The 26,756-nt window shown below is 62.2% G+C and carries 26 protein-coding genes and 3 pseudogenes; 13 read left to right on the top strand and 16 right to left on the bottom strand.

The features are described 5' to 3' along the window. Positions 1-70 precede the first annotated feature (70 nt). Positions 71-1,570, bottom strand: a complete 1,500-nt coding sequence (locus LDP01_RS19510) for a four-carbon acid sugar kinase family protein (RefSeq protein ID WP_224094705.1) — start codon at positions 1,568-1,570, stop codon at positions 71-73. A gap of 131 nt (positions 1,571-1,701) precedes the next feature. Between LDP01_RS19510 and LDP01_RS19505 the strand changes: the two genes are divergently transcribed. Both LDP01_RS19505 and LDP01_RS19500 read left to right on the top strand, forming a co-directional pair. Further along, positions 1,702-2,505 (top strand): alpha/beta fold hydrolase, encoded by an 804-nt coding sequence (locus tag LDP01_RS19505; RefSeq protein ID WP_224094703.1) that lies wholly within the window; start codon positions 1,702-1,704, stop codon positions 2,503-2,505. 79 nt (positions 2,506-2,584) lie between these two features. After that, a complete protein-coding gene (locus LDP01_RS19500) occupies positions 2,585-3,286 on the top strand; it encodes a FadR/GntR family transcriptional regulator (protein ID WP_224095093.1) in 702 nt (233 codons plus the stop codon). A 71-nt stretch (positions 3,287-3,357) separates the two neighbouring features. On the opposite strand, the gene LDP01_RS19495 is transcribed toward LDP01_RS19500, so the two are convergent. After that, the gene (locus tag LDP01_RS19495) at positions 3,358-3,786 is read right to left on the bottom strand and encodes a universal stress protein (protein WP_224094701.1); all 429 of its coding nucleotides are present in this window, start codon (positions 3,784-3,786) and stop codon (positions 3,358-3,360) included. 174 nt (positions 3,787-3,960) lie between these two features. Between LDP01_RS19495 and LDP01_RS19490 the strand changes: the two genes are divergently transcribed. After that, positions 3,961-4,767, top strand: coding sequence for an SDR family oxidoreductase (locus LDP01_RS19490; RefSeq protein ID WP_224094699.1), 807 nt, complete (start codon positions 3,961-3,963; stop codon positions 4,765-4,767). 107 nt (positions 4,768-4,874) lie between these two features. Beyond that, positions 4,875-5,084, top strand: a complete 210-nt coding sequence (locus LDP01_RS19485; RefSeq protein ID WP_224094697.1) for a dodecin — start codon at positions 4,875-4,877, stop codon at positions 5,082-5,084. Positions 5,085-5,138: 54 nt separating this feature from the next. Here LDP01_RS19485 and LDP01_RS19480 read toward each other — a convergent pair whose 3' ends face one another. Continuing rightward, positions 5,139-6,023, bottom strand: a complete 885-nt coding sequence (locus LDP01_RS19480; protein WP_224094695.1) for a helix-turn-helix transcriptional regulator — start codon at positions 6,021-6,023, stop codon at positions 5,139-5,141. 231 nt (positions 6,024-6,254) lie between these two features. Between LDP01_RS19480 and LDP01_RS19475 the strand changes: the two genes are divergently transcribed. The 5 genes and pseudogenes from LDP01_RS19475 to LDP01_RS19455 all read left to right on the top strand — a co-directional run bounded on the left by LDP01_RS19475 (position 6,255) and on the right by LDP01_RS19455 (position 11,147). Then, a complete protein-coding gene (locus LDP01_RS19475; protein ID WP_224094694.1) occupies positions 6,255-7,076 on the top strand; it encodes an aldo/keto reductase in 822 nt (273 codons plus the stop codon). Between the two features lie 37 nt (positions 7,077-7,113). Then, positions 7,114-8,086, top strand: a pseudogene (locus tag LDP01_RS19470) (aldo/keto reductase). Continuing rightward, the gene (locus tag LDP01_RS19465; protein WP_224094693.1) at positions 8,083-9,117 is read left to right on the top strand and encodes an NAD-dependent epimerase/dehydratase family protein; all 1,035 of its coding nucleotides are present in this window, start codon (positions 8,083-8,085) and stop codon (positions 9,115-9,117) included. The pseudogene LDP01_RS19470 and the gene LDP01_RS19465 overlap by 4 nt, the downstream one beginning before the upstream one ends. A gap of 115 nt (positions 9,118-9,232) precedes the next feature. Continuing rightward, positions 9,233-10,063 carry an aldo/keto reductase gene (locus LDP01_RS19460; protein ID WP_224094692.1) on the top strand — a complete coding sequence of 277 codons (831 nt, stop codon included), beginning with the start codon at positions 9,233-9,235 and terminating at the stop codon, positions 10,061-10,063. Between the two features lie 33 nt (positions 10,064-10,096). Then, positions 10,097-11,147, top strand: a pseudogene (locus LDP01_RS19455) (lactonase family protein). Here LDP01_RS19455 and LDP01_RS19450 read toward each other — a convergent pair. Next, positions 11,144-11,374 (bottom strand): hypothetical protein, encoded by a 231-nt coding sequence (locus LDP01_RS19450; protein WP_224094691.1) that lies wholly within the window; start codon positions 11,372-11,374, stop codon positions 11,144-11,146. The pseudogene LDP01_RS19455 and the gene LDP01_RS19450 sit on opposite strands and share 4 nt — an antisense overlap. Next, the gene (locus LDP01_RS19445) at positions 11,371-11,568 is read right to left on the bottom strand and encodes a hypothetical protein (protein WP_224094690.1); all 198 of its coding nucleotides are present in this window, start codon (positions 11,566-11,568) and stop codon (positions 11,371-11,373) included. Before LDP01_RS19445 ends, LDP01_RS19450 begins: the two co-directional genes overlap by 4 nt. A gap of 321 nt (positions 11,569-11,889) precedes the next feature. Between LDP01_RS19445 and LDP01_RS19440 the strand changes: the two genes are divergently transcribed. Beyond that, positions 11,890-14,655: an alpha-amylase family glycosyl hydrolase gene (locus LDP01_RS19440; protein ID WP_224094689.1), complete on the top strand. Its 2,766-nt coding sequence runs from the start codon at positions 11,890-11,892 to the stop codon at positions 14,653-14,655. A 119-nt stretch (positions 14,656-14,774) separates the two neighbouring features. Here LDP01_RS19440 and LDP01_RS19435 read toward each other — a convergent pair whose 3' ends face one another. Beyond that, entirely contained in the window at positions 14,775-15,722 is a 948-nt protein-coding gene (locus tag LDP01_RS19435; protein WP_224095174.1) for a hypothetical protein, read from the bottom strand. Between the two features lies 1 nt (position 15,723). Then, entirely contained in the window at positions 15,724-16,233 is a 510-nt protein-coding gene (locus tag LDP01_RS19430) for an RNA polymerase sigma factor (protein WP_224094688.1), read from the bottom strand. 137 nt (positions 16,234-16,370) lie between these two features. Between LDP01_RS19430 and LDP01_RS19425 the strand changes: the two genes are divergently transcribed. After that, positions 16,371-17,348, top strand: a complete 978-nt coding sequence (locus LDP01_RS19425; protein WP_224094687.1) for a serine hydrolase domain-containing protein — start codon at positions 16,371-16,373, stop codon at positions 17,346-17,348. Here the strand turns inward: LDP01_RS19425 and LDP01_RS19420 are convergent. The 9 genes from LDP01_RS19420 to LDP01_RS19380 form a co-directional block, all read right to left on the bottom strand. Continuing rightward, a complete protein-coding gene (locus LDP01_RS19420) occupies positions 17,326-18,435 on the bottom strand; it encodes a HoxN/HupN/NixA family nickel/cobalt transporter (RefSeq protein WP_224094685.1) in 1,110 nt (369 codons plus the stop codon). The genes LDP01_RS19425 and LDP01_RS19420 overlap by 23 nt on opposite strands. Further along, entirely contained in the window at positions 18,435-19,340 is a 906-nt protein-coding gene (locus LDP01_RS19415) for an urease accessory protein UreD (RefSeq protein ID WP_224094683.1), read from the bottom strand. Before LDP01_RS19415 ends, LDP01_RS19420 begins: the two co-directional genes overlap by 1 nt. Continuing rightward, positions 19,337-19,954: an urease accessory protein UreG gene (gene ureG, locus LDP01_RS19410; protein ID WP_224094681.1), complete on the bottom strand. Its 618-nt coding sequence runs from the start codon at positions 19,952-19,954 to the stop codon at positions 19,337-19,339. Before ureG ends, LDP01_RS19415 begins: the two co-directional genes overlap by 4 nt. Before the next feature lie 15 nt (positions 19,955-19,969). Continuing rightward, the gene (locus LDP01_RS19405) at positions 19,970-20,641 is read right to left on the bottom strand and encodes an urease accessory protein UreF (protein WP_224094679.1); all 672 of its coding nucleotides are present in this window, start codon (positions 20,639-20,641) and stop codon (positions 19,970-19,972) included. A gap of 142 nt (positions 20,642-20,783) precedes the next feature. Continuing rightward, on the bottom strand, positions 20,784-21,257 hold the full coding sequence (gene ureE, locus LDP01_RS19400) for an urease accessory protein UreE (RefSeq protein WP_224094676.1): 474 nt from the start codon (positions 21,255-21,257) through the stop codon (positions 20,784-20,786). A 7-nt stretch (positions 21,258-21,264) separates the two neighbouring features. Continuing rightward, positions 21,265-22,995 (bottom strand): urease subunit alpha, encoded by a 1,731-nt coding sequence (gene ureC, locus LDP01_RS19395; protein WP_224094674.1) that lies wholly within the window; start codon positions 22,993-22,995, stop codon positions 21,265-21,267. Next, positions 22,992-23,360, bottom strand: a complete 369-nt coding sequence (locus LDP01_RS19390; RefSeq protein ID WP_224094672.1) for an urease subunit beta — start codon at positions 23,358-23,360, stop codon at positions 22,992-22,994. The genes ureC and LDP01_RS19390 overlap by 4 nt, the downstream gene beginning before the upstream one ends. A 9-nt stretch (positions 23,361-23,369) precedes the next feature. Then, a complete protein-coding gene (locus LDP01_RS19385; RefSeq protein ID WP_224094669.1) occupies positions 23,370-23,672 on the bottom strand; it encodes an urease subunit gamma in 303 nt (100 codons plus the stop codon). Between the two features lie 95 nt (positions 23,673-23,767). Further along, positions 23,768-24,388, bottom strand: coding sequence for a DedA family protein (locus tag LDP01_RS19380; protein ID WP_224094667.1), 621 nt, complete (start codon positions 24,386-24,388; stop codon positions 23,768-23,770). Between the two features lie 157 nt (positions 24,389-24,545). On the opposite strand from LDP01_RS19380, the gene LDP01_RS19375 reads away from it, so the two are divergent. Both LDP01_RS19375 and LDP01_RS19370 read left to right on the top strand, forming a co-directional pair. Beyond that, entirely contained in the window at positions 24,546-25,745 is a 1,200-nt protein-coding gene (locus LDP01_RS19375; protein ID WP_224094666.1) for a pyridoxal phosphate-dependent aminotransferase, read from the top strand. Next, positions 25,742-26,702 (top strand): annotated as a pseudogene (locus LDP01_RS19370) (2-hydroxyacid dehydrogenase). Before LDP01_RS19375 ends, LDP01_RS19370 begins: the two are co-directional and overlap by 4 nt. Positions 26,703-26,756: the final 54 nt, after the last annotated feature.

Below are 26,756 nucleotides of genomic sequence, written 5' to 3'. Positions count from 1 at the left end.
CGATAAATAGGGGCCACGCTTGCCGGGTTCCCTGGCCGAGCTTGCGAGGTTAGGGGGCAGTGGGGATGGGTTAGAAAGTGGCGCTGAGTTTGCGGGTGACCTGGGCGAGGGACTGGTCATCGCCCACATTGCCGGCGAACACGATGTACGGGATGCCCTTCGCGGGGCCATCCACCGGTTCCCAGAGCGAGACGATGCCCGGCAGCATCGGTCCGCGGACGATCGCGTGCCGGATCTCCAGTCCGTGGGCCGCAACATCCGAGGACGTGATGCCACCCTTGGCGATGACGAACCGCGGCGGGAAGGTTTTCAGCGTCCGGTTCACTACATTGACGACGGCGGCCGAGACGGTACGTGCGATCTTCAGGCTCGCGGCGGCGTCCTCGGTCTTGATGAGCAGGCGGCTGGTGTGGACGATCACGTCGCCCTGGCGGAGTGCGTCGACGACGTCGGACACAACCGTTGCGATGTAAGCGTCGGCTTCCGCTTCGGTTTCGGCTGCGAGGAGCTTCTCGACGTCGATCTCGATGATCCGCGCCGAGCTGTGCTCTGCCGTGAGTGCGTTGAGCTGGCGGGTGGTGACGCCAACGTGCGAGCCAACCACGATCAGGCCGCCGGCTGTGGAGGGAGTGTTGCCGGCGTAGGCCTCTTCGGAGGTGAGAGCGGTGCGGATTTCCTGGCCGATGCGGCCACGGACGAACGGCGGGCCCACGCGGTAGAGGAGCTTCTTGCCGCGTCGTTCAGCTTCTTCGAGGCCCAGGGCAAGAGCACGGAAGTCGTTCTCGGTGACGATGTCGGCCACGATCGGCGTGGAGTTGGTAGCGGAATCAATGGCGTCAGCGATGGCTTTCGCGGAAATGGCCGGGTCCTGGGCCGATGCGCCGGCACGGATGATGTTGAGGTCAAGGACGATTACATCGCTTGCCGGGAACCGGCCCTTCGACTTCTCCTCCACATACTTGGCCATCTCCGAGTTGGCGAAACCGAAGGACGCGTCCTTCGCGAATTCCGTCTCGGACACCGGGGTTAGGGTGCCGGCTCCTTCCCCGGTGCCGCGCATGTAGTGCACACCGCCGATGGTGACGCGACCGGCGTCGGGGAATGCCGGAACGATGACGACGCCGTCGGTGACCTCACCGGTTTCGGCGGCGACCGTAGCGGCGATGACGTCCGGCTCGAGTGGGTAGTGGCCACGCAGGGTGGAGTCGCTGCGGCTGACGAAGCCAAGGCTGACCTTCCCGGCCGCTGCTGCCAGCGCATTCCGGACGATTTCCTCGTTCCGCGCCGCTGCTTCTGCAGGGTCCAAGCTGCGGGTGTTGGTGAGGACGTAGACGGCGGGCTTGGTCTGGCTCTCGCGAATGTGATTGAAGGCCCAGGTGAAGTCCGCGACGTCCCAACGGGTGAGGACAGCGAGATCCGCGACCGACTGCGTGCCCGTGGGGTCGTCGTCGAGGACCACCAGGATGCGGGGGGACATCGCCGAGGACGCGGCAACGGCGTCAGCAACCAGCCGGGCCGGAATCTGGACCTCCGCCGGGAAAGCGGCCAGAACGTCTGCTTCAAGGGTCACGGTGCACTCCATCGTGGGAAATCTGTGTAGCGGTTTAGTGAATGTAAGATGTCAGACATCTATCATTTCATAGCCAGTGTGACACAGCACTCTTCACCGCGCAAGATGCCGTGCGTCACTAGTCTGGAGTCATGGCCGGCACCGCAATTCCACTCCCCTTCGTGGACGTGAGAACCCCCTCGCCTTCCCCCGGCGGGCAAATCCCCGTTGTGCTCATCCACGGCTGGGCTTCGGGATCCGTGTACTGGGAGCCGCTGGCAAAGCTACTGCTCGACGCCGGACGCGAAGTGTGGATCCTCGACCTCCCCGGCTATCACCCCGGCGAGGACACGCCACCGGACTTCGAGTGGACGCTGGACTCTGCCGCCGCTTCCGTTGCAGCAGCGATCCGCGCCCGCACGAAAGGGCCGGCGCACCTGGTGGGGCATTCAATGGGCGGCAGCGTGTCACTGACCTTGGCGGCAACCCATCCGGAACTAGTGGCAACAGTGACGCTGGTAGGCATGGTTCCGGCACCTCCAAACGAGGCTTTCAAGAACCTCCTGGTGTCACAGCTGGAGCAGGGATACTTCGACGCGGGCACCAAGCTGAGCCTCATGAACGCCTGGTACGGGCACCTCTCCCCGGAAGACATGGAGTTGCTCAGCAAAGGATTCGATACGCCGTTCCGGATTCTGTCCGCCAGCGCCTGGGCGGCCATGACCGGCGTCGAACCTTCAGTGCCCAGCCGCGTTCAGGCGCCGCTGCTGGTCATCGCTGGAACGGGCGACCGCGTGCGGTCAATCGAGCAGATGACTGCGTTCGTGGCGGCAAGCCCGCGGCGCACCCTGAAGGCCATTGCCGACGCCGGTCACAACGTCCACTGGGAGCGGCCGGAAGAATGCGTCACGACGTTGTGTGAATTTTGGAAAACGAGCTGGCCACCGCCAGCGTAAGATGTCTGACAACCATCCGCGCCTGGAGGAAAACATCCATGAGGTGCCGGAGGGTCTGAATTACAGGAAATGGGGATACATGGCACGCAAGTCGCTGGTGGGCGTCGTTGCTGATGAGCTGCTGGACCGGATCATCGCAGGCGAGTTTCCGCCCGGGACAATTGTTCCGGGCGAACTGGAGCTCAGCGCCCGGCACGAGGTGAGCCGCATGACCGTGCGCGAAGCCATGAAAACCCTCGAGGCGCAGCGGATCCTCAGCGTGGAACGTGGCCGCGGAACATTTGTGAATCCGCTGAACCAGTGGGCATCCCTGGAGGCCGTCCTGCGTGCCGCTTCCGAAGGAACAAAAGACGCGGCTGCTGCCATCCAGCTCATTGAGCTACGCCGGATGCTGGAGACCGGCGCCTGCGAACTCGCAGCGGAACGTATCTCCGACAACGAGCTGATCACCCTCAAAGAGCATGTTGAAAAGATGCAGGCCGCACACGAGGTCAATGACGTGACCGCCTTCGTGGAAGCCGATCTCGCTTTCCACGATGTCATCCTCCATGCGTCGGGCAACGTGTTCGTGGCCGTACTGTTCGAGCCGCTGCATCGTGTACTCGAGGCACGGCGGACGCAGACCTCAGCTTTCGCTGACATCCAGGAGCACGCGATCGGCCATCACCGGAAAATTGCGGCGGCCCTGGAGTCGCGGAATCCGCACGAGGCCCGGCTGGCCATGGACGCCCACATGCAGCAAACCCTGGACGACCTGAAGACGTACGTCCTGGAGGCTTAACCCAGGCAGGGGACAGCAACCGTACCAATGGAAGCCCATAGGTACGTCTACTGTCCCCCGTTGAGTCAGGTTTAGTCGACGTCCGTGTTCACGATGTAGACATCGCACGGAGCACCGTGTGCCACGCTGTTGGCGATGCTGCCAAGGACACGGCCCAGGCCCTTCATCCGCTTGTTTCCCACCACGATCAGCGAGGCGTTGTTGGTCTCGGCGTAGTTGATGAGCGCGTTGGCCGGCGTACCCCGGGCGGCGAAGTACTTGATGTTGCCGCTGGGAACATCAAGTTCCTCGGAGACCTTGCGGGCCACGTATTCTGCGGAGTCGGCCGAAGAAACCGTGATCCTGTCGCTGCCGCTGCCAAATTCTTCAATGCGGTCATCGGAGAACCCGCTGATGACATGCAACTCGGCGCCAAGGGCTGTGGCAAGCTTCGCTGCTGCCACGGCTGCGCGCTTGGCCGTTTCGCTGCTGTCAACGCCGACGACAATAACTTCAGACATGAGTACTCCTGGTTGTGGGAATTCACTGGTGGTGCTGCTAAAAATCTACACTCCATCACCATCCGCCGCCGGGATCCGGGAAGAACCGGCATCTTCCAGCCTCCGTGTTTACGATCCGGCGTGTCCGGGTAGGGATAAGTCATCGGAACCATCACGCGACCGAAAGGCAAGGACATGAGCGAGGCATCATTTTCCCCGCAAACCGCCATCGTCACAGGATCTGACTCAGGGATTGGACGTGCCACGGCGGTTGCCCTGGCCAAGGCAGGCATGGATGTCGGCATCACCTGGCACACGGACCAGCAGGGTGCCGAGGACACTGCGGAAGAGGTCCGCGGCCTGGGCCGCAAGGCGGTGGTACACCATCTGGACACCACGAACGTCTCCGAAACCGCTGCCAGCATTGACAAGCTGGCCAAGGAGCTCGGCGGCCTGGACGTGTTCGTCAACAACTCCGGAACGGGCGATGGCACCAAGTTCCTGGACCTGGATTACGACACCTGGATGTCCACTTTGGACACCAACCTCAACGGCGCCTTCGTGGCCATGCAGGCAGCTGCCAAACGCATGGTCAACGCTGGCCGCGGCGGACGCATCATCGCCGTCACCAGCGTGCACGAGTTCCAGCCGCGGGTCGGAGCCTCTGCCTACGATGCCTCCAAACACGGCCTTGGCGGACTCATCAAGACCATGGCGCTGGAGCTCGCAGAGTTCGGCATTACTGCCAACAACGTTGCTCCCGGCGAGATCGCAACACCCATGACCGGGCAAACGGACGAGGACCCAAGGCAGAAGGAGCGGCCTGGCGTGCCGCTGGGCCGTCCCGGTGACGCACGCGAAATTGCGGCCGTCATCGCTTTCCTGGCCTCTCCGGATTCCAGCTACGTCACTGGCGCCTCGTGGCCTGTGGACGGCGGAATGCTCCAAATGGGACCGCATGCGGGATCGCACATCACAGGCAACGACTGGCGCGAAAGCTGAGCCTGCCGGACCTCTGGCCCGCACGGACGTCCGTGGGCTAGTCTGCATGAACGGCCTGCCGAGCGGGCCAGCATTTTCAAGATTCAGGGACGATGATGAGGAGCACCATGGCTGACCACACATATAGCGTTTCCGAAATTGTTGGCACTTCTTCCGAGGGCGTCGATGCGGCCGTCAGGAATGGCATCGCCGCTGCCGCCCAGACGTTGCGTAACCTCGACTGGTTCGAGGTGAAGGAGATCCGCGGCCACCTGGAGAACGGCGCAATTGCCGACTGGCAAGTAACCATCAAGCTTGGCTTCCGCTTGGAGCGCTGATCCCTTCCTCCGCGAGATGACAGTTAATGCCAATGTTTCAGACGAACATTGGCATTAACTGTCATGCCGGCGGGCTGGTTCGGGGGCCGGGATGGTCTCCGCCGATACCTCGCCAAAGCTGCTGAGCAGCGTCAAGGCGTCCGACGACGGCGAACCCACCTTCGCGGAATAGACCCTCAGGTGCTGGTCGGGGTCGTCCGGGAGGCCCAGGGTTTCAAAGTTCAGTTCAAGGTCGCCCACCACAGGGTGGTGCAGGCGGACAATCCCGGCAGACCGTGTGGCCACCCTGTGTCCCGCCCACCATTGACGGAAATGCTCACTGTGCACCGCAAGTTCGCCCACGAGCTGGTTGGTCTGGGGATCGTTGGGGTGCCTGCCCACGTCCATCCGCAAGGCGCCCACTGCCTCGGCGGCAACGGTTTTCCAGTCCCTGAACAGGTCCTTGGCCGCAGGATCCAGAATGATCCAGCGGGTCAGGTTCCGTTCGGCCGCGGGTAGTGCTGTGAAATCCGTGAACAGAAGATGCGCCATCCGGTTTCCGGCCAAAACGTCAGCGCGTCGCCCCAGGACCATTGAGGGAACATCCCCGACGGCGTCCAGCAGCTGCCGCAAGGCAGGGCGCACCTTTTGGGCGGGGCCCGGATTGCCGGCCGAACTGGCGCAGTGCTCCAGCAGGTCCAACATGTGCGCATGCTCCCCCGCGTCCAGGCGCAATGCCCTCGCAACGGAATCGAGGACGGCCTTGGACGGATGGATGTTCCGGCCCTGCTCCAGGCGTGTGTAGTAGTCGGTGCTCACACCGGAGAGCCTGGCCACCTCTTCGCGGCGGAGGCCCGGAACTCTGCGGGAGCCGTTGGACTGCGGAGCCCCGGCGTCCTCGGGCGAGAGGCGGGCACGCATGACTTTGAGGAATTTTCCGAACTCGGCGCTTTGACCCATCCGTCCATTCTGCCGTCATCGCAGCTGGCAGGACCAGAGCAGGACCACCATTTTGGGTAGGACTACCAGACCTAGGAAAAACAGGATCAGTCTGGATTGCTGACTCTGCGACGAAAACTGAATAGGCTCGGTACAGAGCCTCCCGAAAACGCTTTCTGGCAACCGGCGCAGCAGCCGAACCCACAGGAAGCAGCGGCCAGGCCCAGAAATATCTACCTCGAAGGAGACCTCATGCCAGAGCTGACCCTAAACAATGGCGTCACCATTCCCCAGCTCGGATTCGGTGTTTTCCAGGTGCCTCCGGAAGAAACACAGAAGGTGGTGGAAGACGCCTTGGAGGCAGGGTACCGGCACATCGATACCGCAGCTGCCTACCGTAACGAGGCAGGCGTGGGTGCTGCCATCGCCGCCTCGGGCCTTCCCAGGGAAGACCTCTTCATCACCACCAAGCTCCGCAACGGCGAGCAGGGTGAGGCGTACGACGCCTTCCAGCGCAGCCGCGATGCCCTTGGCCTGGAAGCAGTGGACCTGTACCTGATCCACTGGCCCGTACCTTCGCAGGGGCTGTACACCCAGGCTTGGAAGGAGATGGAGAAGCTCTACCAGGACAAGCAGATCCGGGCCATCGGCGTCTCCAACTTCCTCACAGACCATCTGGATACCTTGCTGCGGGAAGCAGACATAGTGCCCGCCGTAAACCAGATCGAACTGCACCCCACGTACCAACAAGGCGATCTGGCAAACAAGTGCCGCGATCTCGGCATCGCCGTGGAGGCCTACAGCCCGCTGGGACAGGGCAAGGACCTGAACGCCGAGGTAGTGGCCTTGGTGGCCGCTGCACATGAAACAACTCCGGCACAGGTAATTCTGGCGTGGCACCTCGCGCAGGGAACCATCGTGATCCCCAAGTCCGCCGACTCTGCCAGGATGCGGGAAAACCTCGGCGCCGCCGATCTCACCCTTACCCAATCCGAACTGGCTGCCATCACCGCCCTGGAGGCCGGAGCCCGCATAGGTTCCGATCCCGCCGTCGCGGCTTTTACCCAGTTCTAAACAGACAACGTAGTTCTAGACAAAAGGACACAACAGCATGCAGTACACCCACCTTGGCCGTTCCGGCCTGAAAGTTTCACGCCTCTGCCTCGGCACCATGAACTTCGGCCCCCAGACGGACGAAGCCACCGCGCACTCCATCATGGATTCCGCACTGGATTCCGGCATCAACTTCTTCGATACCGCCAACGTTTATGGCGGCTCGGGCCACCGGGGATGGACCGAAGAAATCATCGGGCGCTGGTTCGCAAAGGGCGGCGAGCGCCGGGAACGGACAGTGCTGGCCACCAAGCTGTACGGCACCATGACGGACCGTCCCAATGAGTCCAAGCTCTCCGCCCTGAACATCCGTCGTGCCCTGGATGCCAGCTTGAAGCGGTTGCAGACGGACTACATCGACATCTACCAGTTCCATCACATCGACCGCCAGACACCGTGGGATGAGATTTGGCAGGCAATCGAGGTGGCCGTGCAGCAGGGCAAGATCCTGTATTCGGGCAGCAGCAACTTTGCCGGCTGGCACATTGCCCAGGCCCCAGGAAGCCGCCCGCAGGCGCAATTACACCGGCCTGGTCAGCGAGCAGTCCATCTACAACCTCTTCCGGCGCGAGCTGGAGCTTGAAGTCATTCCCGCAGCGCAACAGTACGGCCTCGGCTTGATCCCGTGGTCTCCGCTGCAGGGCGGCCTGCTGGGTGGCGTGCTGAAGAAGGAGGAGCAGGGCGTCCGCCGCGCGGAAGGCCGTGCGCTTGAGACGCTGCGCAAGCATGAGGACCAGATCCGTCAGTACGAGGATTTCGCGGACGAACTCGGGCAGAAGCCCGGGGACGTTGCCCTGGCTTGGCTTCTTCATCAGCCTGCCGTGACGGCGCCCATCGTTGGGCCACGCACCCAGGAGCAACTGGACGCCGCAATCCGGGCCTTGGATGTGACCCTCAACGAGGATGCCCTCAAACGGCTGGATGACATTTTCCCGGGACACCGCCCCGCCCCGGAGGACTACGCCTGGTGAGCAGCCTCCTCCCCGTCGGTCCCGGAACAGCGGACACGGTCTCGCCGCGGAACATCCTGTTCATCGGCGGGACCGGGGTCATCAGTGCGGCGGCGGCTGACCGCGCCGTTGCGCTGGGCCACCGGCTGACCATCCTCAACAGGGGACGGTCAGCCGGTCGGCCGGTTCCCGAGGGCGCTGAGGTGCTCCATGCAGACATCCGTGACAGCGGGGCTGTGCGGGAGGTGCTTCGGGGAAAGGAGTACGACGCCGTAGCGGACTTCATCTCGTTCACTCCGGCTCATGCGCGGGCCGGCTTGGAGATGTTCCGGGGGAAAACGGGCCAGTACGTTTTCATTAGTTCCGCCTCGGCGTACCAAAAGCCACCCAGCACCCTGCCCATTAGGGAATCGACTCCTTTGAAGAACCCCTTTTGGAAGTACTCGCAGGACAAGATTGCCTGTGAAGAGATGTTGTTTGAGGCATACCGCGAGCAGGACTTCCCTGTGACTGTGGTCCGGCCATCCCACACCTACGACCGGACCAAGATCGCGCTGGTGGGCGGTTGGACTGACATTCACCGCATGCGCGCCGGAATGCCCGTGTTGGTTCATGGGGACGGGACCTCCCTGTGGACGCTGACACACAGCCGTGATTTCGCCAAGGCCTTCGTTGGGCTCTTGGGAAGGCCACAGGCTGTCGGTGAGAGCTACACCATTACTTCCGACGAGTTCCTGCCATGGAACCAGATCTACCGTCTCTTCGCCCGGGCAGCCGGGGTTCCTGAACCCGAGCTGTTTCATGTTTCCTCCGAGACCATCGCCGCCCATAGCAAAGAGCTTGGCCCCAACCTTTTGGGGGACCGCTCGCACTCCGTGGTGTTCGACAACTCCAAGATCAAGGCACTCGTGCCGGATTACCAGGCAACCATCCCTTTCGCGGACGGTGCGAGGGAGATCATCGACTGGCACGATCAGCATCCCGGACTGCAGGTAGTTGCGGAAGACTTCATGGAACTGAGCGATCGGCTCTATGAGTGGACGGCAAGATGAGTGGTCTGCTCGATGAGTGATAGCGGCGGCAGCTGTTGCCAAGCAGCCAGTGGCCAGCGTAGAACAGCAAAGAGACCCGCCGGTCGAGATTCAAGCATAAGAGGAGATCATGCTCATGACACTTGCCCCGCTCATTGAACTCAACGACGGCTACAAGATCCCGCAACTGGGCTTAGGTACGTGGCCCCTGGATGATGCCCAGGTTGCCGATGCCGTGGTGGAGGCTGTTTCCTGCGGCTACCGACACATTGATACGGCGGTCAAATATGGGAATGAGGAAGGAGTCGGTAATGGTATCCGTGCCTGCGGTGTGGACCGGAGCGAGCTCTTCATCACTACCAAGCTCGACGGCGGATTCCAAGGCTCGGGCAAGGCAACCGCTGGGCTCGATGGCTCCCTGCAACGACTCGGGCTGGACTATGTTGACCTGCTGCTGATCCATTGGCCGCTCCCCCGCCGCGGCGAGTTCGTTTCCACGTGGAAGACGTTCGAGGAACTGCAGGCCTCGGGCAAGGTACGATCCATCGGCGTTTCCAATTTCAAGCCTTCGCACCTTGACCGGCTGTTCCGGGAAACGGATGTTGTTCCAGCGGTCAACCAGATCCAGGTCAATCCCGCCATCCCGCGTCCTGTTGCCATCGCGTTCAACGAGCAGCACGGGATTGTCACGGAGTCGTACAGTCCACTGGGCGCCAGCAGCGACCTCCTGAATGCCCCGGTTCTGGCGAGCATCGGCAACAAGCATGGAAAGACGCCCGGCCAGGTGGTCCTGCGTTGGCATGTCCAGCAGGGCCTGGTTGCCATCCCGAAGACCGCCAACCCGCAAAGGATGCGGGAGAACCTTGACGTCTTCGGCTTCGAGCTGGACCAGGATGACCTCAGAAGACTACAAACCCTCGACGCCGGTCCTGATGCCGGCGTCGACTCGGACGTTCAGGGACACTAGGGGACGGGAACACTAAACGTGGGGGAACTGAATATGGAAGCAGCAGGCGCAGAAACATTGATCTGGACCGGGTCCTACACTGCGGACCGGAATGGAAATGGCGAAGGTATCGGCGCCATCACCGTGGATGCGGACGGGAACCTTACTTCGCTTGGCTTGGCTGCGGCGGCGAACTCGCCGTCCTTCCTCGCCATTCATCCAACCCTCCCTGTGCTCTATGCCGTTGCCGAGGAAGGCAAGATGGTACGGGCGTACAGCCGTACCGGCACCGCTGAGCTGGAAGAGATGGGTGAACCATGGCCGGCAGGGGAGGCTGCTTGCCACGTCGCGACGGATCCACAGGGACGTTTCATTGTCGTCACCTGCTGGGGTGACGGCCAGGTCATTCTCTACGAACTGGACCACGACGGCGCCATCACCTCGCGGACCAGCGCGGAAGCCGCCGTCGACCCCCATCAGACCGGACCCACCGATGAGCCGCGTCCAAGCCGCGCACATTCAAGCCTCATGCTTCCCGATGGTCGCGTGATGACCACGGACCTCGGGCACGATCTTGTGAGGGTTTGGCGGTACGAGCCGGGCCAGGGCCTGTTGCCCGACCACCACGTGATCCTGCCCAAGGACTCCGGCCCCGCGTCATATGGTGCGGCATCCCAGCGGTACGGTTTTCATCGATACGGAATACTCGATTGAGGTTGCAGCTGTCAGGGCCGAACCCCAGGGGGTCTACGAACTCACGGCCGTGGTTCCCGCCAGTGTCAACAAAGCGTTCGACGGCGACTCCGCCGCGGAGATTGCAATGTCCGCTGACGGTCGGTTCGTCTATGTGGGCGTCCGGGGCTCCAACCGGATCTGCGTCCTGAAGGTGGGCGCCCAGGGCACGGACGTCACTCCCCTGGCCGATGTGCCAAGCGGGGGCGACTGGCCACGGCACCACCTGGTCCACGACGGCTGGCTCTTGGTGGCCCATGAAGGTTCCAATGACGTCCTGACTTTCAGGCTCGACCCCGAAACCGGCCTGCCCGACGGACCCGTAGGCCGGCTGGCGACGGGGTCCCCGAGCGTTCTGGTCCCGGCGGGTTAGGCCGCCCAGACCTGGACGTCGTCCGTTCCGCAGAACAGCTTGCGGCCAGTGGGTTCAAGGACCACCCACAGCAGTTCCTGATGGTGGGAAACGTCGTCGACACAGCCCGTGCCGGCGCCCCAGGCGACGTCGTAGATCCAGACGCGATCGCCGACGCTGAGCTCAGTCCACTGCGCTGCCGGCACGTGCCGGTAGTCGCTGGGCCGGTTCAGGATGGAGCTGGTCATGCTGTGATGTCGCCAGCGGTCCGGCGCCGCCAGACAGTGGGCACTCCGTTGTGCGCCGGTAGGACGTGACCTTCCGCGAACACCTGGACGGCGTCAGGCTCAGAGTCCGGGCTCCACAAACCCGAGGCCGGGCAGTGGGAACCGGTGGGCATGACACGGGTGGCTCGTTCGCGCAGGAGGGCGATGCTCTTCATCGTTGAAACTCATCCTTGGGTAGTTCAGGGCGCTGCATGCTGTGAAGCAGGGCCTGGTGTGAAGCAGATCTCCTCAACCCTATGCAAGTCATGGACGGTTCGTTATAGGCAATTGCATAGCATTTCCGCACAGTGTCATGCAGGCGAACAATAGGATTTTGGCTCAATCTGGACTAAAAGTCCTGCAAGCGCTTCCAGTATTGAACCCGCAACAGCGCTTCACTCTCAGAAAAACATCTATTTCTATGGATCAAATCCGCGCAAGCGCTTACAGTTGTGAGTTGCCACACAGCAGAGTCGCTTAGCGGAAGGTTTCATCACTTGCTATCTCGCAGCTATAGATCCATTGTCCCCGCCGTCGTACTCGCCACCGCAGTGGTGACGGCTTCCACCGTTCTTCCCGCGAGCGCCGCCACCACCAAGAAAACGCCGCCTGATCCCGCCGGCCAACACTCAGTCCGCGGCGGCGTCAGTGATCAGAACTTCTACTTCGTCATGGCTGACCGCTTCAACAACGGCACAAAAGCCAACGACGACGGCGGGCTGGGTGCGGATCCGATGGTGTCCGGCTACGACCCCTCCCGCAAGGGCTTCTACAACGGTGGTGACCTGAAAGGCCTCCAGGACCGTCTGGACTACATCCAGGGTTTGGGAACGAATGCCCTCTGGCTTACACCGAGCTTCAAGAACAAGGCCGTCCAAGGTGACGGGTCAGTGGAGAACAGCTCCGCGGGTTACCACGGGTACTGGGTCACGGATTTCACGCAGATCGATCCCCATCTGGGCACGAATGCTGAACTGAAGACGCTGATCGATGCCGCCCATGCACGCGGCATGAAGGTCTATTTCGACATCATCACCAACCACACGGCGGACGTGATCCAGTATCAGGAGTCCGAGTCAGCGCCGTACATTTCCAAGGAAACAGAGCCGTACCGCACGGTAGCGGGCGAGGCCTTCGATGACCACGACTATGCCGGCACACAGGACTTTCCTGCACTGGATCCATCAACGTCCTTCCCCTACACACCGGTGGTCCCCGAAGCCGAGAAGGACGTCAAGGTTCCCGCGTGGCTCAACGACTCCACGCTGTATCACAACCGTGGCAACACCACCTTTTCCGGCGAGGACGCGCTCTACGGCGACTTCTTCGGCTTGGACGATCTGTTCACGGAGAATCCCCGCGTGGTCAACGGATTTGTTGATATCTACAAGAGTTGGATCCGCGACTTCGGGATCGACGGCTTCCGCATCGACACCATGAAGCACGTCAACGATGAATTCTGGCAGCAGTTTGGCCCGCAGGTCCTGAGCTACGCCAAGGAGCAGGGCAAGGACGAATTCTTCATGTTTGGCGAGGTCTTCGATACCTCCAAGAGCGTCACGTCCAAGTTCACCACCAGAAACAAGATGCAGGCTGTTCTCGACTTCGGTTTCCAGGGAGCTGCGCGCAGCTTCGCTTCCCAGAGCAGCAAGGCCAGTGGTTTGGCCGAGTTCTTCAATGGAGATGACTGGTACACCGACGCCGACTCCAACGTGTACCAACTGCCCACCTTCCTGGGGAACCACGACATGGGCCGTATCGGCACGTTCATCGCCCAGGACAACGCCGGGGCGTCAGACGCCGAACTCGTCGAGCGTGATGAACTCGCCCACGAGCTGATGTACTTCTCGCGCGGCAACCCGGTTGTCTACTACGGCGACGAGCAAGGATTCACGGGGGCAGGTGGGGACCAGGACTCACGGCAATCCATGTTCGCCAGCCAGGTTCAGGAATACCTTGATGACGACCTTCTGGGCACAAGCGCGACGCATGCAGCAGACAACTTCGATACCGGGCACCCGCTGTACAGGAAGATCAGCGAACTTGCTGCACTCACCGCCGAGCACCCCACCCTCCGCAGCGGCGCGCAGCAGAACCGCTACGCCGCCGACGCCCCGGGGATTTACGCCTTCTCGCGTATCGACGCCAAAGAGCAACGTGAGTACGTGGTTGCCGTGAACAACAGCGAGAGTGCGCAAACAGCGGAGATCCCCACGTACGAGGCGAAGCAGCCGTTCAACCTCGTTTACGGCAACGCTGCAGCCGACGTAAAGACTAACACGCAGGCGAAATTGACCGTTTCAGTTCCTCCGCTTTCCACCGTGGTGTACCAAGCAGCGGGGCGACTCGCACAATCCAAGGCGGCACCCGGCGTCGTCGTCAAGAAGCCGGTCACCGCTGCTGGTGACGCTACGCGCATGAAGGTAACGGCCGACGTCGACGGTAATTCGTTCTACGAAGTCACTTTCCAGGCGCGGACCGCGGGCGGGGAATGGGAGTCGATCGGCACGGACGATAACGCGCCGTACCAGGTCTTCCACGACGTATCCGCGATGCAGTCCGGCGCGTCGGTGGAGTACCGTGCCGTGGTGCTGGACAATGCCGGCCACACGTCGGCGAGTGAGCCGCGCAGCGGCGTGGTGGGCGAGCCGGCCCAGCCCGAAACCGTCACCGTGGCCGGCAGCCTCAACACCGAGCTCGGTTGCACGGAAGACTGGCAGCCGTCGTGCGAGCAGGCATCGATGACTTACGAACCGACGCACCGTCTGTGGCAGCTGAACGTCCCGAACCTGCCGGCCGGGACGTACGGATTCAAGGCTGCCCTCAACGGCTCGTGGGACGAGAACTACGGTGTGGGCGGAGTCCTGGACGGCCCCAATATCGTGTTCCAGCACTCAGGTGGCGCCGTCACGTTCCTCTACGACCACGCAACCAACGTGATCAGCGCCGTGACCGCCGGCCCGCAACCCGCCGCTGTATCCGTTCCCGGTAGCCTGAACTCCGAGCTCGGTTGTGCCGGCGATTGGATGCCTGATTGCCCTCAGGCCCAGCTTGCCCTGGACCCTGTGGATGGCATCTGGAAGCTTTCCGTGCCGGATCTGGCAGCGGGTAGCTACGAGTTCAAGGCAGCGATCAACGGCTCCTGGGCTGAGAACTACGGTTTGGGCGGCGCCCCGAACGGCAGCAACATAGCCCTGAAGCACGACGGCGGACCGGTCACCTTCCGGTACGACCCCGCCAGCCATCTACTCACCACCCGCTAGCCCAAGTAGGTAGCAGCAGTGCGCGTTTTGAGCGCTCAAAACGCGCACTGCTGCTACTCAGATGGGCCTAGTTGTAGCTCACGCTCAGGAGCATGGCCTTCAGCTGTGAGTACTGTTCGCTACCCATCCAGGCCCTTCGCTGCTTCAGGGGTGGCGAACGTGGGCTGCTTGTCGAGATCAAATTTCACGTATGCGATCATGAACCCGTTGGGCATCCTGATCTGGTTTGTGCCGGATGAGGTCTGCCCGGATTGAAGCTCGGAGGACAGCCGGATGTCCATGACGTAGACCGGAGGAGAGTCGGAACGCCCACTAGCCGTGGGCATCCCTCCGCTACCGGAGTTGTAGTCGATGTTCATGATGTAGTTCAGGGAGAAACCGAATTCCACCTGGTTTCCTGCTGTATCCGTTACTCCAGGAACCACGGCACGGTCCAGAACTGTCCGGTCCACCAGCCCGGCAGTACCGTCGCCGTAGAAACCGCTGCTCATAAAGGCGACTTCAGCGCCCGTGCTGTCCAGAACGGTGACTCCGTCGGAAGGACCTTGTTCCGGTCGAACAGTCCAACCGGCGGGGTACCTGAACGAGACGTGCCCATCAGGGAAGGTGAATGTCTGGATCGTGGGCACCTGGACCGGCGGCGCCACGGGTGCAGTGGTGGTCGCAGCTGGTGCGGTGGGGGTCGGCGCCTGACTGGCATCCGGCGTCGGAGTCGCAGTTGGCGTTGCTATTGGCGAAGGAGTGGCGGACACGCTCGGCGTTGGCGTTGGCGTTGGCTCAGGGGTGGTGACGGTGACTGCCGGCGCCGGCGTTGAGCTTATTGGCCCGAAGTTGGCCGCCACGAGGACACCGGCAGTGACAGCGGCAGCTCCCAGCAACAACGCTCCGGCAATCCGGACCCTCCGGTTCCTGCGCTCTTGGAGCGAGCTGACTCCAGCCGGCACAGTGTCACTGAAAACCCGAGGACCTGTCAGCATACGGGCCAAGGCTTCTTCGCCGTTGATTTCGGCCTCTGGTTCGTGGGCAAGAGGGTCGATCGAGGAAATCTGGCTCTTGATCTGGTCCATCTCAGACTCCCATCTTGTGTGTAGTCGTTTCGACATCTGCAGGCATCTGTTTCCGGAAAGCACCACGTGCGCGGTGCAAGCGGACCTTCGCCGCGGATTCACTGCAGTTGAGTACGCGCGCGATTTCGGTGGAACCCAAACCGTCCCAATACGCCAGCTGGAGGATGTCCCGATCCTGTTCGCGGAGCCGGGCCATGGCATCCTGTACCACGACGTTCTCGGAGTCGTCCCCGAAACGCTCTACCGCCGTCGTGCGTAGCTTTTCCTGCAGTGCCTGTTGGCGGTCACGGCTCCTGTAGGCATTGCCGACGAGATTGCGCGCAACAGTGAGCAGGTACGGGATATCGGGTTGGGAGTTGTCGTCCCATTTTTGCCACACGACGCGGAAAACGTCCGCCGCGATTTCTTCGGCAATTTCCGCCGATTCCACCCTGCGGCGGACAAATCTGAAAACGGATGGATAGCTGTTTTTGTGAATGGCGATAAACGCCAGTTCGCGCTCGGAAAGCACGATTTTCCCCCTGAAAGTAGTGTCCTGAACTGCAGGATACTTCTATAGTTTCCGGCCGACGTCCCACGGTTACACGCGGCTTGGAGAATTTTCGATAGATTCGTCCCACCGAACCCGACCGAAAGCGTGGAAGTCACATGGTGGAATCAGGTCCCGCAGCAGACTGGGCCCGCAAACAGGTGGATCAGGGGCGCGTGCCGGTGGCCGTGCTGGGAATTGGATCGAGCCACGGCATCTCCGACGTTGTCGCCTTTGGGCACGACGACGGCCGGAAGGCAACCACCGATGACCACTTTGCGCTGTTCTCAGTCACGAAACCCATCAGCGCACTGACGGTGATGCGCCAGGTTGAGCTGGGGAAATTGTCGCTCGGCAATTCATTGACGGACGCGCTCCCCGGCTTCGGCGCCGGCCGCACGGACACGGTGACCCTCGAACACCTGTTGAGTCACCGCTCGGGAATCATGGATACACAGCTCGACGGCGGCACGCCCCTCCGCGAAGACCTCACCACGGCCGAGCAAGCCTTCTATGCGGGATCGCTGGTCCAGTACTGCAATGTGGCTTTTGAGGGTGCCGCGGCGATGGCTGAATGGGCCGATGGTCGCCCGTTTGAAGAGCAGCTCAGTTCATTGGCCACCGACACCGGCGCGAAAGGCCTCACGTTCCACACGGACTGCAATCCGCACACAGTCCGTGGCGCAGAAGAGCAGGGGCTGGACGTTGAGGGGATGTACAAGAAGAGGCACCCCGGCGCCGGGCTGTTCGGCACCGCCACGGATCTGCTCAATCTCGGCACCGAGTTGCTGCGCAATTCCGGCAAGGCCGTGCGGCCCGCCACGCTTGCGGCCATGCGCCGGCCAAGGACCACCGGGATTTCCCACATCAGTGTCCGGCCCAAGCCCTTGCGGCACACCGGCCTTGGTTTCCAGATGCCAGCCAACGAATCCGAGCTGCTTGCCCAGGGGATCTACGGTCACCCCGGGTGGTCGGGCACGGAATGGTGGATGTTCCCGGAGCAGGACCGGTGCGTCGTGTTCCTGACGAATGTCCTGGACACACCGGACCTTGGCGTGGACACCAATGAGCTTTTCAACGCGGTGGCTGCCTCCTGAGCCCTGGCTCCAACTGTCCTGGTTCCAAGCGCGCGCTTCGAGCTGAGCGGGCACGCCACGCGGAAACAGCCCATGCGATCAGGAACAGGCCCACAAGGAACAGGCCTGCGTCGCCAAGGTCGATCCCTCCAAGCCACGTAGTCAGCGGGTCTTCGAGTTCAAACGCCGCGTTGACGAATCCCCCGAGCGTGATCACGGAGATGAACAGCGCCGACACAGCCGAAATTCCGGTGATCACCACGTTGAAGCCGAGCTTGCGCTGGGGGTCGTTGATGGCGGAGTTGTACATTTTCATCATGGCCACGCCGTTGATGGAATCGCACAATGTCATGGCCGCGGCGAACGCGAACGGCAGCGCCATCAAGGCGAGCGGTGAGACTCCGGCGATTGACGCCGTCGTGGTGATAACCAGTAGTCCGATGGTGGTGGCCGTATCGAAGCCGAGCCCGAAGAGGAAACCGATCACGTAGATGTTCCGCGGCCGCTCCACCTTTGACAGGGGCTTGGCCAGCAACCGGGCAACAAATCCTTTGGCCTCGAGGTCTTCTGCACTGATCGCCGCACCGGCCTTGACGCTCCAGTACACCTGCGTGGCACGCATGAATGCCGAGCCGTTGAAGAGCCCCATCCCCAGGAGGAACAAACCGGACACTCCGCTTCCGATCAGGCCCAGCACCTTGTTGCCCGCCGTGCCGTCCTCCATGAATTGGCCTATCAACGTGGCGCCCGCCACTACGAGGAGCCCCGCCAGGATCACCACGGAACTGTGGCCCAGGCTGAATGCGAAGCCGACGCTCACCGGATCCTTGTGCTGCGCGACGAACTTGCGCGTGGAGTTATCGATTGCAGCGATGTGGTCCCAGTCGTAGCTGTGCTTGATTCCGGCCACGTACGCGGTGATCACCAAGCCGAACGCAAGCGGCTGGGCCGCCACCAAACCCTGCAGTGAAAGCGAACCCAGCAGCAAAAGCACGACGGCGGCAATGTGCAGGGCGGCGACCGCGCCGAACGTGAAAAGCAGCCGGGTGCGCAATGGCAGCTTCTCCCGGTCCCGGTACATGGCGGCGAACCCGGTCAGCGCAGTCATTAATACTTCCTCAGGTTCAAGGGCTCCTGCCCGTGCCAGCGTTTACGGAGAACGCCGGTGCAAGAGCCCAGCAGATGATTGAGTTCGTCGGTGCTGTTTGACAAGGATCTCAGCACAAGCCCCGTCGTGCCGCCAGCACTTTGGGTCAGGGAAACGCCCGTGTGGGCGTCGAGGTGGCGGGTGAGCTCGTGCAGCTCATCGGCAAGCTCCTGATCCACTTTCTGATCCACCACGATCAACGACCCCAGGTGACTGAAGCCCTCCATGAACCCCATGCCTGCCACATCGTTGACGGGTGGGAGAATCAGGAGGTTGTCGAGAGCCAGCAGTTTCGCTCCGTTTTCGTCTTCGATCCAGATCTCGTTCCGCAGTCGCAGTTCTTCGTACTTGAAGGATGCGCCGTCCGGCGACCACCCTGGCGTGATGACCTCAGCCATGACAAGGCTCGACGTCGGGTGGAGGCTGATGCGCGAATTCTGCCGATAACTCGCCTCCCGATAAGCAATCAACTGGTCGGGCACGAACTCCAACCGCGCCCCCTCCCCCAGCCGCACACGCATCCGCTGCTCAGCAAACGAGCCCGGAGTCCGATAAACCTTGGTGGCAGACTGCGTAGTCAACAACAGCTCCGCCCCAGCCTCGACCTCCACGTCAACAACAAACAAGTCCGCCCCAAGATACGCCCCGCCAGGATTCACGATGACGTAGCAAACCTGCCCGGACCCATCCAAGTAATGAGGCCGCAAAACCCGCAAGGCGCCCTCATGAAACTGATGGATGGCAACGGATCGGCCAGCACGCTCGGCGACGCGCAATTGGAGTTCGCCCCTCGGCGTCCTAAACGCTGAGGCGGCTGAGCCGGGCGCCGCCCCTGGTGAGATGAGAGTGGACTTGGGCGGGGTCATACGGCCAGGTCGAGCATCAGGACGTCTCGGCGGATCCACTCCAGGACGGCGTCCAACCCTTCATCGGTCCTCAGGTTGGTGAAGCAGAAGGGTTTGTTGCCGCGGAATTCCTTGGAGTCCCGCTCCATTACCGCGAGGTCCGCCCCCACAAACGGCGCGAGGTCCGTTTTGTTGATGATGAAGAGGTCGGACTTGATCATGCCTTGGCCGGCTTTGCGGGGGATCTTTTCGCCTTGGGCTACGTCGATGATGTAGATCGAGAAGTCGACGAGTTCGGGGCTGAACGTGGCGGAGAGGTTGTCGCCGCCGGATTCGACGAAGATGACTTGAAGGTCGGGGTGCCGGGTTTTGAGTTCTTCGATGGCTGCTGTGTTCATGGAGGTGTCTTCACGGATTGCGGTGTGGGGGCAGCCGCCGGTTTCGACGCCGATGATGCGGTCTTCGGGCAGGATGCCGTTGGCTGCGAGGATTTTGGCGTCTTCGATGGTGTAGATGTCGTTGGTGATGGCGGCCATGGAAATGTCGCGGCTCATGTGGCGCGTGATGCGTTCGACGAGTTGGGTCTTACCGGCTCCCACGGGTCCGCCGACGCCGATTTTGATGGGTTCAGACATGTGTGTCCTCCTGGGTTAGCTCATGAACATGCGGGCGCGTTGGCGCTCGTGCCGCATTTGTGAAATTTCAAGTCCGGGGCTGACGGCCCCAAAGTCGTCCCAGCACAGTTGTGCTATATCCCGGACGGCGGCAGCGACGGCGTCGTGCGCGTGCCGAAGTACCCGCTGCCCTGCGTTCTGCCCAAGCGGTATGGCGCGCACGGCGTTCTGGGTCAGGGAAGTGACGGTGGCAAACAAATACGCAGAAACAGCCTCCTCGTACGGAACCTGCAGTGACCGAGCAATCACCCCAAAAACCAACGGTTGATGCCCCCCAGCGCTCCCCTCACGAACCAGATCCCGATAGCGATCCAACTCAGCCGACGGAAATACCTCCCCGCCAATCTCGAGCAACCGCCCACCCATCTTCAAAGAAGCCTCCCGCACTTCCCGAGCCAACAACTGCCCGGACAACACAGAATCCAACAAGCCAACATCCACCCCCTCATACAAAAACCGCACAGCCAACCCATCCGAGTAAGTCAACTGCTGGCCAACAAACGCAGAAAGCCAAACCCCGAACGCCCCCTCATCACCAACAAGCCCACGGTGGATGTAGCTCTCAAACCCCAAAGAATGAGCAAACGCCCCCGTAGGCAACGCAGAGTCGACCAACTGCTGAAGAGCCAGCTGATATGTCGCACTCAAAGCGCACCGCCCGAGGTGAGGGCTGCGCGCTGGAGCGGAGCTGGGAAGGGGGCCGCGGCGTGGCGGGCATCGCGGAGCGGGCACGGCCCCCCTTCCCAGTGGAGCGCAAGCGCGCGCACCCAACCTGACGCAGCGCAGCGCTTTAGTGCGAATGCTCAGCATGGCGGAAGGGCACCGGCATGACCCGCTCTTGCCTGTCGTAGGGGACGCCGACGCTCTTCAGGTAGTCCTCGACCGTGTGGTCATATTGGCAAACCATGACGTCGGCCCCGTATTCGGATGAGGTGTCGAAGAATTGTGCCTGCAGGTGCCGGTTGCCGAGGGAGTGTGCGACGACCCCCATTTCGTGGATGCTGCGCGGAGCTATGACGAGGACGTCTGTTGGCAGCACGGAGATGACGATGAGGTTGGCGTCGTCGGCGGCGAGGATGTCGCCGTCGCGCAGGTCGCCGGATCCGGTGGGGAGCCGGATGCCGAGTTCTTTGCCGTGGTCGGTGGTGACGCGTTGGATGCGTTTGACGAGCAGGGCGCTGGGCAGGATCACTTTTTCTTTGTGGCGGCCGGCGTAGGCGTCGGGCTGTTCGTGGAGGTTGCCCAGGATTTTTTCGATGATCATGAGGGGCCTAGAAGAGGTGGTAGCGCTGCGCCATGGGCAGCACGTCGGAGGGTTCGCAGGTGGCTTCGACGCCGTCAACTGTCACCTTGTAGGTTTCGGGGTCGACGACGATGTCCGGGGTTTCGCCGTTGAACTTGAGGTCGGCTTTGCGCAGGTTCCTGATGCCGGTGACGGGCCGGATGAGGCGTTCGAGGCCAAGCTCGGCCGGCACGCCGGCGTCGATCGCGGCTTTGGAGAGGAACGTGATGGACGTGTGTTGGAGCGCTCTTCCGTAGGTGGCGAACATGGGCCGCATGGTGCGGGGCTGCGGCGTGGGAATGGAGGCGTTGGAGTCGCCCATGAGTGCGTAGGCGATCTGTCCGCCTTTGATGACGAGCTCGGGTTTCACTCCGAAGAAGGCGGGGTCCCACAACACCAGGTCCGCGAATTTTCCTTCTTCGACGGAGCCAATGACGTCTGCCATGCCCTGTGCGATGGCGGGGTTGATGGTGTATTTGGCTATGTACCGTTTGAGCCGGAAGTTGTCGCTTTCTGCTGAGCCGTGCGGCGCGCCGGTTGGGTCCTTCAGCATGCCGCGCTGCCGTTTCATGGCATCGGCCACTTGCCAGGTCCGGGTGATCACCTCGCCTACGCGGCCCATTGCCTGGGAGTCCGAGGACGTGATGGCGAAGATGCCGAGATCGTGCAGGACGTCCTCGGCTGCGATGGTTTCGGCACGGATGCGGGAGTCGGCGAAGGCCACGTCTTCCGGGATGTCCGGGTTGAGGTGGTGGCAGACCATGAGCATGTCCAGGTGCTCTTCTATGGTGTTTTTGGTGTATGGCAGCGTGGGGTTGGTGGAGGCGGGTAGCACGTTGGGCAGCCCGGCGATCTTGATGATGTCCGGGGCGTGGCCGCCGCCGGCGCCCTCTGTGTGGAAGGTGTGGATGACCCGGCCGTCGATTGCGTTGATGGTGTCTTCCACGAAGCCGCATTCGTTGAGGGTGTCTGTGTGGATGGCGACCTGGATGTCGTATTCGTCGGCCACCCGCAGGGACATGTCTATGGAGGACGTGGTGGAGCCCCAGTCCTCATGGACTTTCAGGCCTACGGCACCGGCGCGGATCTGCTCTGCGAGGGGCTCGACGGCGGACGCGTGGCCTTTGCCAAGCAGGCCGATGTTGATGGGGAGCCCTTCGGCAGCCTGGAGCATGCGCGAGATGTGCCAGGATCCGGGCGTGATGGTGGTGGCTTTGGTTCCTTCCGCAGGTCCCGTGCCCCCGCCCACCATTGTGGTCACGCCGCTGCAGAGTGCAGTGGGAACCTGTTCGGGGGAAATGAAATGGATGTGTGTGTCGATGCCGCCGGCTGTCAGGATTTTGCGTTCCCCGGCGATGATCTCGGTGCTGGCGCCGATCACGATGTCCACGCCGTCCATGATCTGCGGGTTGCCGGCTTTGCCGATCTTGAAAATGTGCCCGTCCTTCAGGGCGACGTCGGCCTTGTAGATCCCTGAGTAGTCCAGGACGATGACGTTGGTGATGACAGTGTCGGGGATGTCCTCGGAGCGCGTCGCCTGGCCGTTTTGGCCCATGCCGTCGCGGATGACTTTGCCGCCCCCGAAGACCACTTCTTCGCCGTAGACGGTGTAGTCGTTCTCAATTTCGAGGAACAGTTCCGTGTCCGCCAGGCGGATTGCGTCACCTGTCGTTGGGCCGTACAGCTCGGCGTATTGCCGGCGGGGAAGCTCGAAGCTCACTTCGCATCTCCTTCCATAGCAACACCCGGGCGAGCGGTCCCGCCGGGGCGGGTGCCGCCGTCGAGCATTCCATTGACGGCGTTACTCAGGCCGAAAACTTCGCGGGAACCTGCCAGCTCCACCAGGTGCACGGTCTTCTTGTCGCCCGGTTCAAAGCGGGCTGCTGTGCCGGCGGGGATGTCCAAGCGGCGGCCGTACGCGGCTTCACGGTCGAACTCCAGGGCACGGTTGGCCTCCGCGAAGTGGTAGTGCGAACCGATCTGGACTGGACGGTCGCCTCGATTGACAACCTCGACGGCGATCGCCTCACGGCCGTTGTTGCACGCGATTGGCTCGGGGCGCAGCCTGTATTCACCGGGGATCATGGGTGGCTCCTATCGGATGGGGTTGTGGACTGTGACGAGCTTTGTGCCATCGGTGAAGGTGGCTTCGATTTGGACGTCGTGGATCATCTCCGGCACGCCTTCCATCACGTCCTCGCGGCTCAGCAACGTGGTTCCGTAACTCATGAGCTCCGCGACGGATTTGCCGTCCCGCGCGCCCTCGATGAGCTCGTAGCTGATGATCGCTATGGCTTCCGGGTAGTTCAGCTTCAATCCGCGCGCCTGCCTTCGCCTGGCCAGATCGGCAGCCACCACGATCATGAGTTTTTCCTGCTCACGGGGCAAAAGATGCATCAATTCTCCTCAAAAGCCGCTACCTGGGTGCACACTAAGGGACAGTTTGTGATCAGCGTAAGGACTGGACGTTTCCGCCACGTTTCCAGAGGGTCTCAGTCAGCTGTGGGTTTTGCCGCCGTTCGATGCTTTCGGACCTGCCACACGCCGAGCATGACAACCACGACGACGCCCACCACCACTGCGGCACCGCGCCCCACTGCATGGGCTAGTTCTTCGTAGGAGTTCCCGGCGATGAATCCCAGGGTCACGAACAGTGCACCCCAGATGATGCCACCTGTGAAGTTCCAGATGGCGAAGCGGCGGTAGGGCATCCGGCTGAGCCCGGCGAGCGCCGGCATGACGGCGCGGAAAAAGGCGGTGAAGCGGCCGAGGAATACGGCGAGGCCGCCACGGCGGGCGAGGAAATCCTCGGCTTTCTGCAGCTGGGCCCGTCTCTTATCCAGGAGTTTCAGGGCCATAATCCGTGGACCCAGGTGTTTGCCGATCTCGTAGCCCACAGTGTCACCCAGGATGGCTGCCGAGATGACGATCATGATCATGCTCCACAGCGGAAGGTCACCACGGCTGGCAAAGACTCCCCCCACCACGGCCGCCGTTTCGCCTGGGATCACGAAGCCGATAAACAACGCGTCCTCGGCAAAGACCAGTGCGAACACGATGCACATCACTACCAGCGGGCTGGCGTGAAGGAGTCCGTCGAACAACGACTGCATGGGCTTGAGTGTGTCAGGTCAGCGGGTCCGGCGGGAGTCGTTTTCGCGCTCTGTTTTTAGTGACGGCTTATCCATAGACAGTCTAATACATCACTAATATACTAGTTGAGTACTTCACGTGAGACCGTGATCAGCTCGATGAGGAGTTAAACAGCAGATGCAGAAACTCGCACACCGGCTCGAACGTCTGGGCACCGAAACTGCTTTCAGCGTCGCGCAGGCCGCTGCCGCTTGGAAGTCGAAGGGAAACCTGGTGTATCCCTTCCACCTCGGCGATATCAATATCCCGACGGCCCCGCACATCGTTGAGGCCATGAACAAGGCCATTGCCGACGGGTACACGGGCTACTGCCCGGGTCCTGGCATCCCCCAGCTCCGGGAAGCCCTGGCCGAGGACCTAGGGTCACGGCGTGGCATGGAGTTCTCTCCGGAGAACGTTGTGGTGATGACCGGCGGCAAGCCAGTGATCACCAAGTTCCTGCAGGCGGTCATGAACCCCGGCCAGGAAGTGCTCTACCCCAATCCCGGCTTCCCGATCTACGAGTCGCAGATCGAATACCTCGGCGGGACGGCCGTCCCGTACCGTTACGTGCCCACGAGCAAGGGCTTCGCGATCGACCTTGACCAGGTCCGTGCGTCCATCACTCCGAACACGGCCGCGATCATCTACAACGACCTGCAGAACCCCATCTCTGCCGAGTCCACGGCGGCCGAACGTGAAGCCATCGCCCAAATCGCGATCGAGCACGACCTCTGGGTCCTATCCGACGAAGCGTATTTCGAAACCCGCTACGAAGGTGTCTCCAGCTCGATTGCTTCCCTTCCGGGCATGGCCGAACGCACCGTGATCCTGTACACGTTCAGCAAGAAGTTCGCCATGACCGGCTCACGCCTTGGCTGTGCTGTGGCCCCGCGCGAGATCGCGCAGGTGCTCAGCACCCTGAACACCAACGATGAATCGTGCACCACGCACTACGTGCAGTGGGCCGGCATCGAAGCACTCCGCGGCCCCCAGGAACCGGTGCAGCAGATGCTGGACATCCTGAAGGAACGCCGGGACGCCGCGTGCGACATTGTCAACGCCATCCCCGGCATGAGCGTGGCCGTGCCCCAGTCCACGTTCTACCTGTTCCCCGACGTCACCGAAGCCATGCAGCGGCTGGGCTACACCGCCGTCGGCGACTTCGCTTCCGACGCCCTATACAAGACGGGCGTTTCCTTCTGCACCCGTGAACACTTCGGCCGGCGACTGCCAGGCGAGGAACGGCAGTACATCCGCCTGGCCTACTCCGGCATCGAAGCGGACGCCATCCGTGAGGGCCTGGGCCGCCTGCGCGAATGGATCGAGGCAGCGTGAGCCGCGTAGTCGTCACAGGACGCGTGCCCCAGCCGGCACTCGAAAAGCTCCGCGCTTCCCACGACGTTGACGCGTGGGAAGGCTCCGAATCAATCAGCCGCGAGGAACTCCTCCGCCGCGTTGCCGGAGCCGACGCGATCGTCAGCCTGCTCACCGAACGCATCGACGCTGAACTGCTCGACGCCGCCGGACCGCAGCTGAAGGTCGTCTCCAACGTCGCCGTGGGTTACGACAATATCGACGTCCCTGCCTGCACGGAACGCGGCATCACCGCCACCAACACCCCGGGCGTGCTTACCGAAGCCACAGCCGACATCGCGTTCGGACTCATCCTCATGGCCACCCGTCGGCTCGGCGAGGGCGAACGGCTCATCCGGGCCGGTCAGCCATGGAAATGGGGCATGTTCTTCCTGCTCGGCTCCAGCCTGCAGGGCAAGACCCTGGGCATCGTCGGAATGGGAGGCATCGGACAAGCCACAGCCCGCCGGGCCAAGGCCTTCGGCATGGAGATCGTGTACCAGTCCCGCAGCGAAATCGACCCCGCCGTCGCCGCAGAACTCGGCGCACGGCGGGTGGAGCTCGACGAACTGCTTGCCATCTCCGACGTCGTCTCACTGCACTGCCCGTACGGGGCCGGGCACGCACCACCTGATCGGCGCCGAGCAACTCAGCACAATGAAGGACTCCGCCTACCTCGTCAACACGGCCCGCGGACCCATCATCGACGAATCCGCACTCGCCCTGGCCCTCCGCGAAGGACAGATCGCAGGCGCAGGCCTTGATGTGTTTGAACAAGAACCCAAGGTGCATCCGTGGTTGCTGGAGCTGGAAAACGTGACGCTGGTGCCGCACCTCGGCTCCGCCACCGTCGAAACGCGCACTGCCATGGCAGTACTCGCGGCGGATAACACGCTCGCCGTGCTCGGAGGGAAACAACCGCCGACTCCCATCGGCTAAGGGACACGACAGTTGCTGTGACGGCGGGTAAATTTCCCCGCCGTCACAGCCCCA

The sequence above is a fragment of the Arthrobacter sp. StoSoilB13 genome (assembly GCF_019977255.1).
Taxonomy (GTDB): domain Bacteria; phylum Actinomycetota; class Actinomycetes; order Actinomycetales; family Micrococcaceae; genus Arthrobacter.
Note: the sequence above shows the minus strand (reverse complement) of the source record. Positions and strands in the feature narration are given on the sequence as shown.

What these genes read in the sequence shown, in the direction of transcription:
- LDP01_RS19505 (WP_224094703.1), top strand. Translation starts at nt 1,702, where the DNA reads ATGGCCGGCACCGCAATTCCACTCCCCTTCGTGGACGTGAGAACCCCC.
- LDP01_RS19500 (WP_224095093.1), top strand. Translation starts at nt 2,585, where the DNA reads ATGGCACGCAAGTCGCTGGTGGGCGTCGTTGCTGATGAGCTGCTGGAC.
- LDP01_RS19495 (WP_224094701.1), bottom strand. Translation starts at nt 3,786, where the DNA reads ATGTCTGAAGTTATTGTCGTCGGCGTTGACAGCAGCGAAACGGCCAAG.
- LDP01_RS19490 (WP_224094699.1), top strand. Translation starts at nt 3,961, where the DNA reads ATGAGCGAGGCATCATTTTCCCCGCAAACCGCCATCGTCACAGGATCT.
- LDP01_RS19485 (WP_224094697.1), top strand. Translation starts at nt 4,875, where the DNA reads ATGGCTGACCACACATATAGCGTTTCCGAAATTGTTGGCACTTCTTCC.
- LDP01_RS19480 (WP_224094695.1), bottom strand. Translation starts at nt 6,023, where the DNA reads ATGGGTCAAAGCGCCGAGTTCGGAAAATTCCTCAAAGTCATGCGTGCC.
- LDP01_RS19475 (WP_224094694.1), top strand. Translation starts at nt 6,255, where the DNA reads ATGCCAGAGCTGACCCTAAACAATGGCGTCACCATTCCCCAGCTCGGA.
- LDP01_RS19460 (WP_224094692.1), top strand. Translation starts at nt 9,233, where the DNA reads ATGACACTTGCCCCGCTCATTGAACTCAACGACGGCTACAAGATCCCG.
- LDP01_RS19450 (WP_224094691.1), bottom strand. Translation starts at nt 11,374, where the DNA reads ATGACCAGCTCCATCCTGAACCGGCCCAGCGACTACCGGCACGTGCCG.
- LDP01_RS19445 (WP_224094690.1), bottom strand. Translation starts at nt 11,568, where the DNA reads ATGAAGAGCATCGCCCTCCTGCGCGAACGAGCCACCCGTGTCATGCCC.
- LDP01_RS19435 (WP_224095174.1), bottom strand. Translation starts at nt 15,722, where the DNA reads ATGGACCAGATCAAGAGCCAGATTTCCTCGATCGACCCTCTTGCCCAC.
- LDP01_RS19425 (WP_224094687.1), top strand. Translation starts at nt 16,371, where the DNA reads ATGGTGGAATCAGGTCCCGCAGCAGACTGGGCCCGCAAACAGGTGGAT.
- LDP01_RS19420 (WP_224094685.1), bottom strand. Translation starts at nt 18,435, where the DNA reads ATGACTGCGCTGACCGGGTTCGCCGCCATGTACCGGGACCGGGAGAAG.
- LDP01_RS19415 (WP_224094683.1), bottom strand. Translation starts at nt 19,340, where the DNA reads ATGACCCCGCCCAAGTCCACTCTCATCTCACCAGGGGCGGCGCCCGGC.
- ureG (WP_224094681.1), bottom strand. Translation starts at nt 19,954, where the DNA reads ATGTCTGAACCCATCAAAATCGGCGTCGGCGGACCCGTGGGAGCCGGT.
- ureE (WP_224094676.1), bottom strand. Translation starts at nt 21,257, where the DNA reads ATGATCATCGAAAAAATCCTGGGCAACCTCCACGAACAGCCCGACGCC.
- LDP01_RS19390 (WP_224094672.1), bottom strand. Translation starts at nt 23,360, where the DNA reads ATGATCCCCGGTGAATACAGGCTGCGCCCCGAGCCAATCGCGTGCAAC.
- LDP01_RS19385 (WP_224094669.1), bottom strand. Translation starts at nt 23,672, where the DNA reads ATGCATCTTTTGCCCCGTGAGCAGGAAAAACTCATGATCGTGGTGGCT.
- LDP01_RS19380 (WP_224094667.1), bottom strand. Translation starts at nt 24,388, where the DNA reads ATGCAGTCGTTGTTCGACGGACTCCTTCACGCCAGCCCGCTGGTAGTG.
- LDP01_RS19375 (WP_224094666.1), top strand. Translation starts at nt 24,546, where the DNA reads ATGCAGAAACTCGCACACCGGCTCGAACGTCTGGGCACCGAAACTGCT.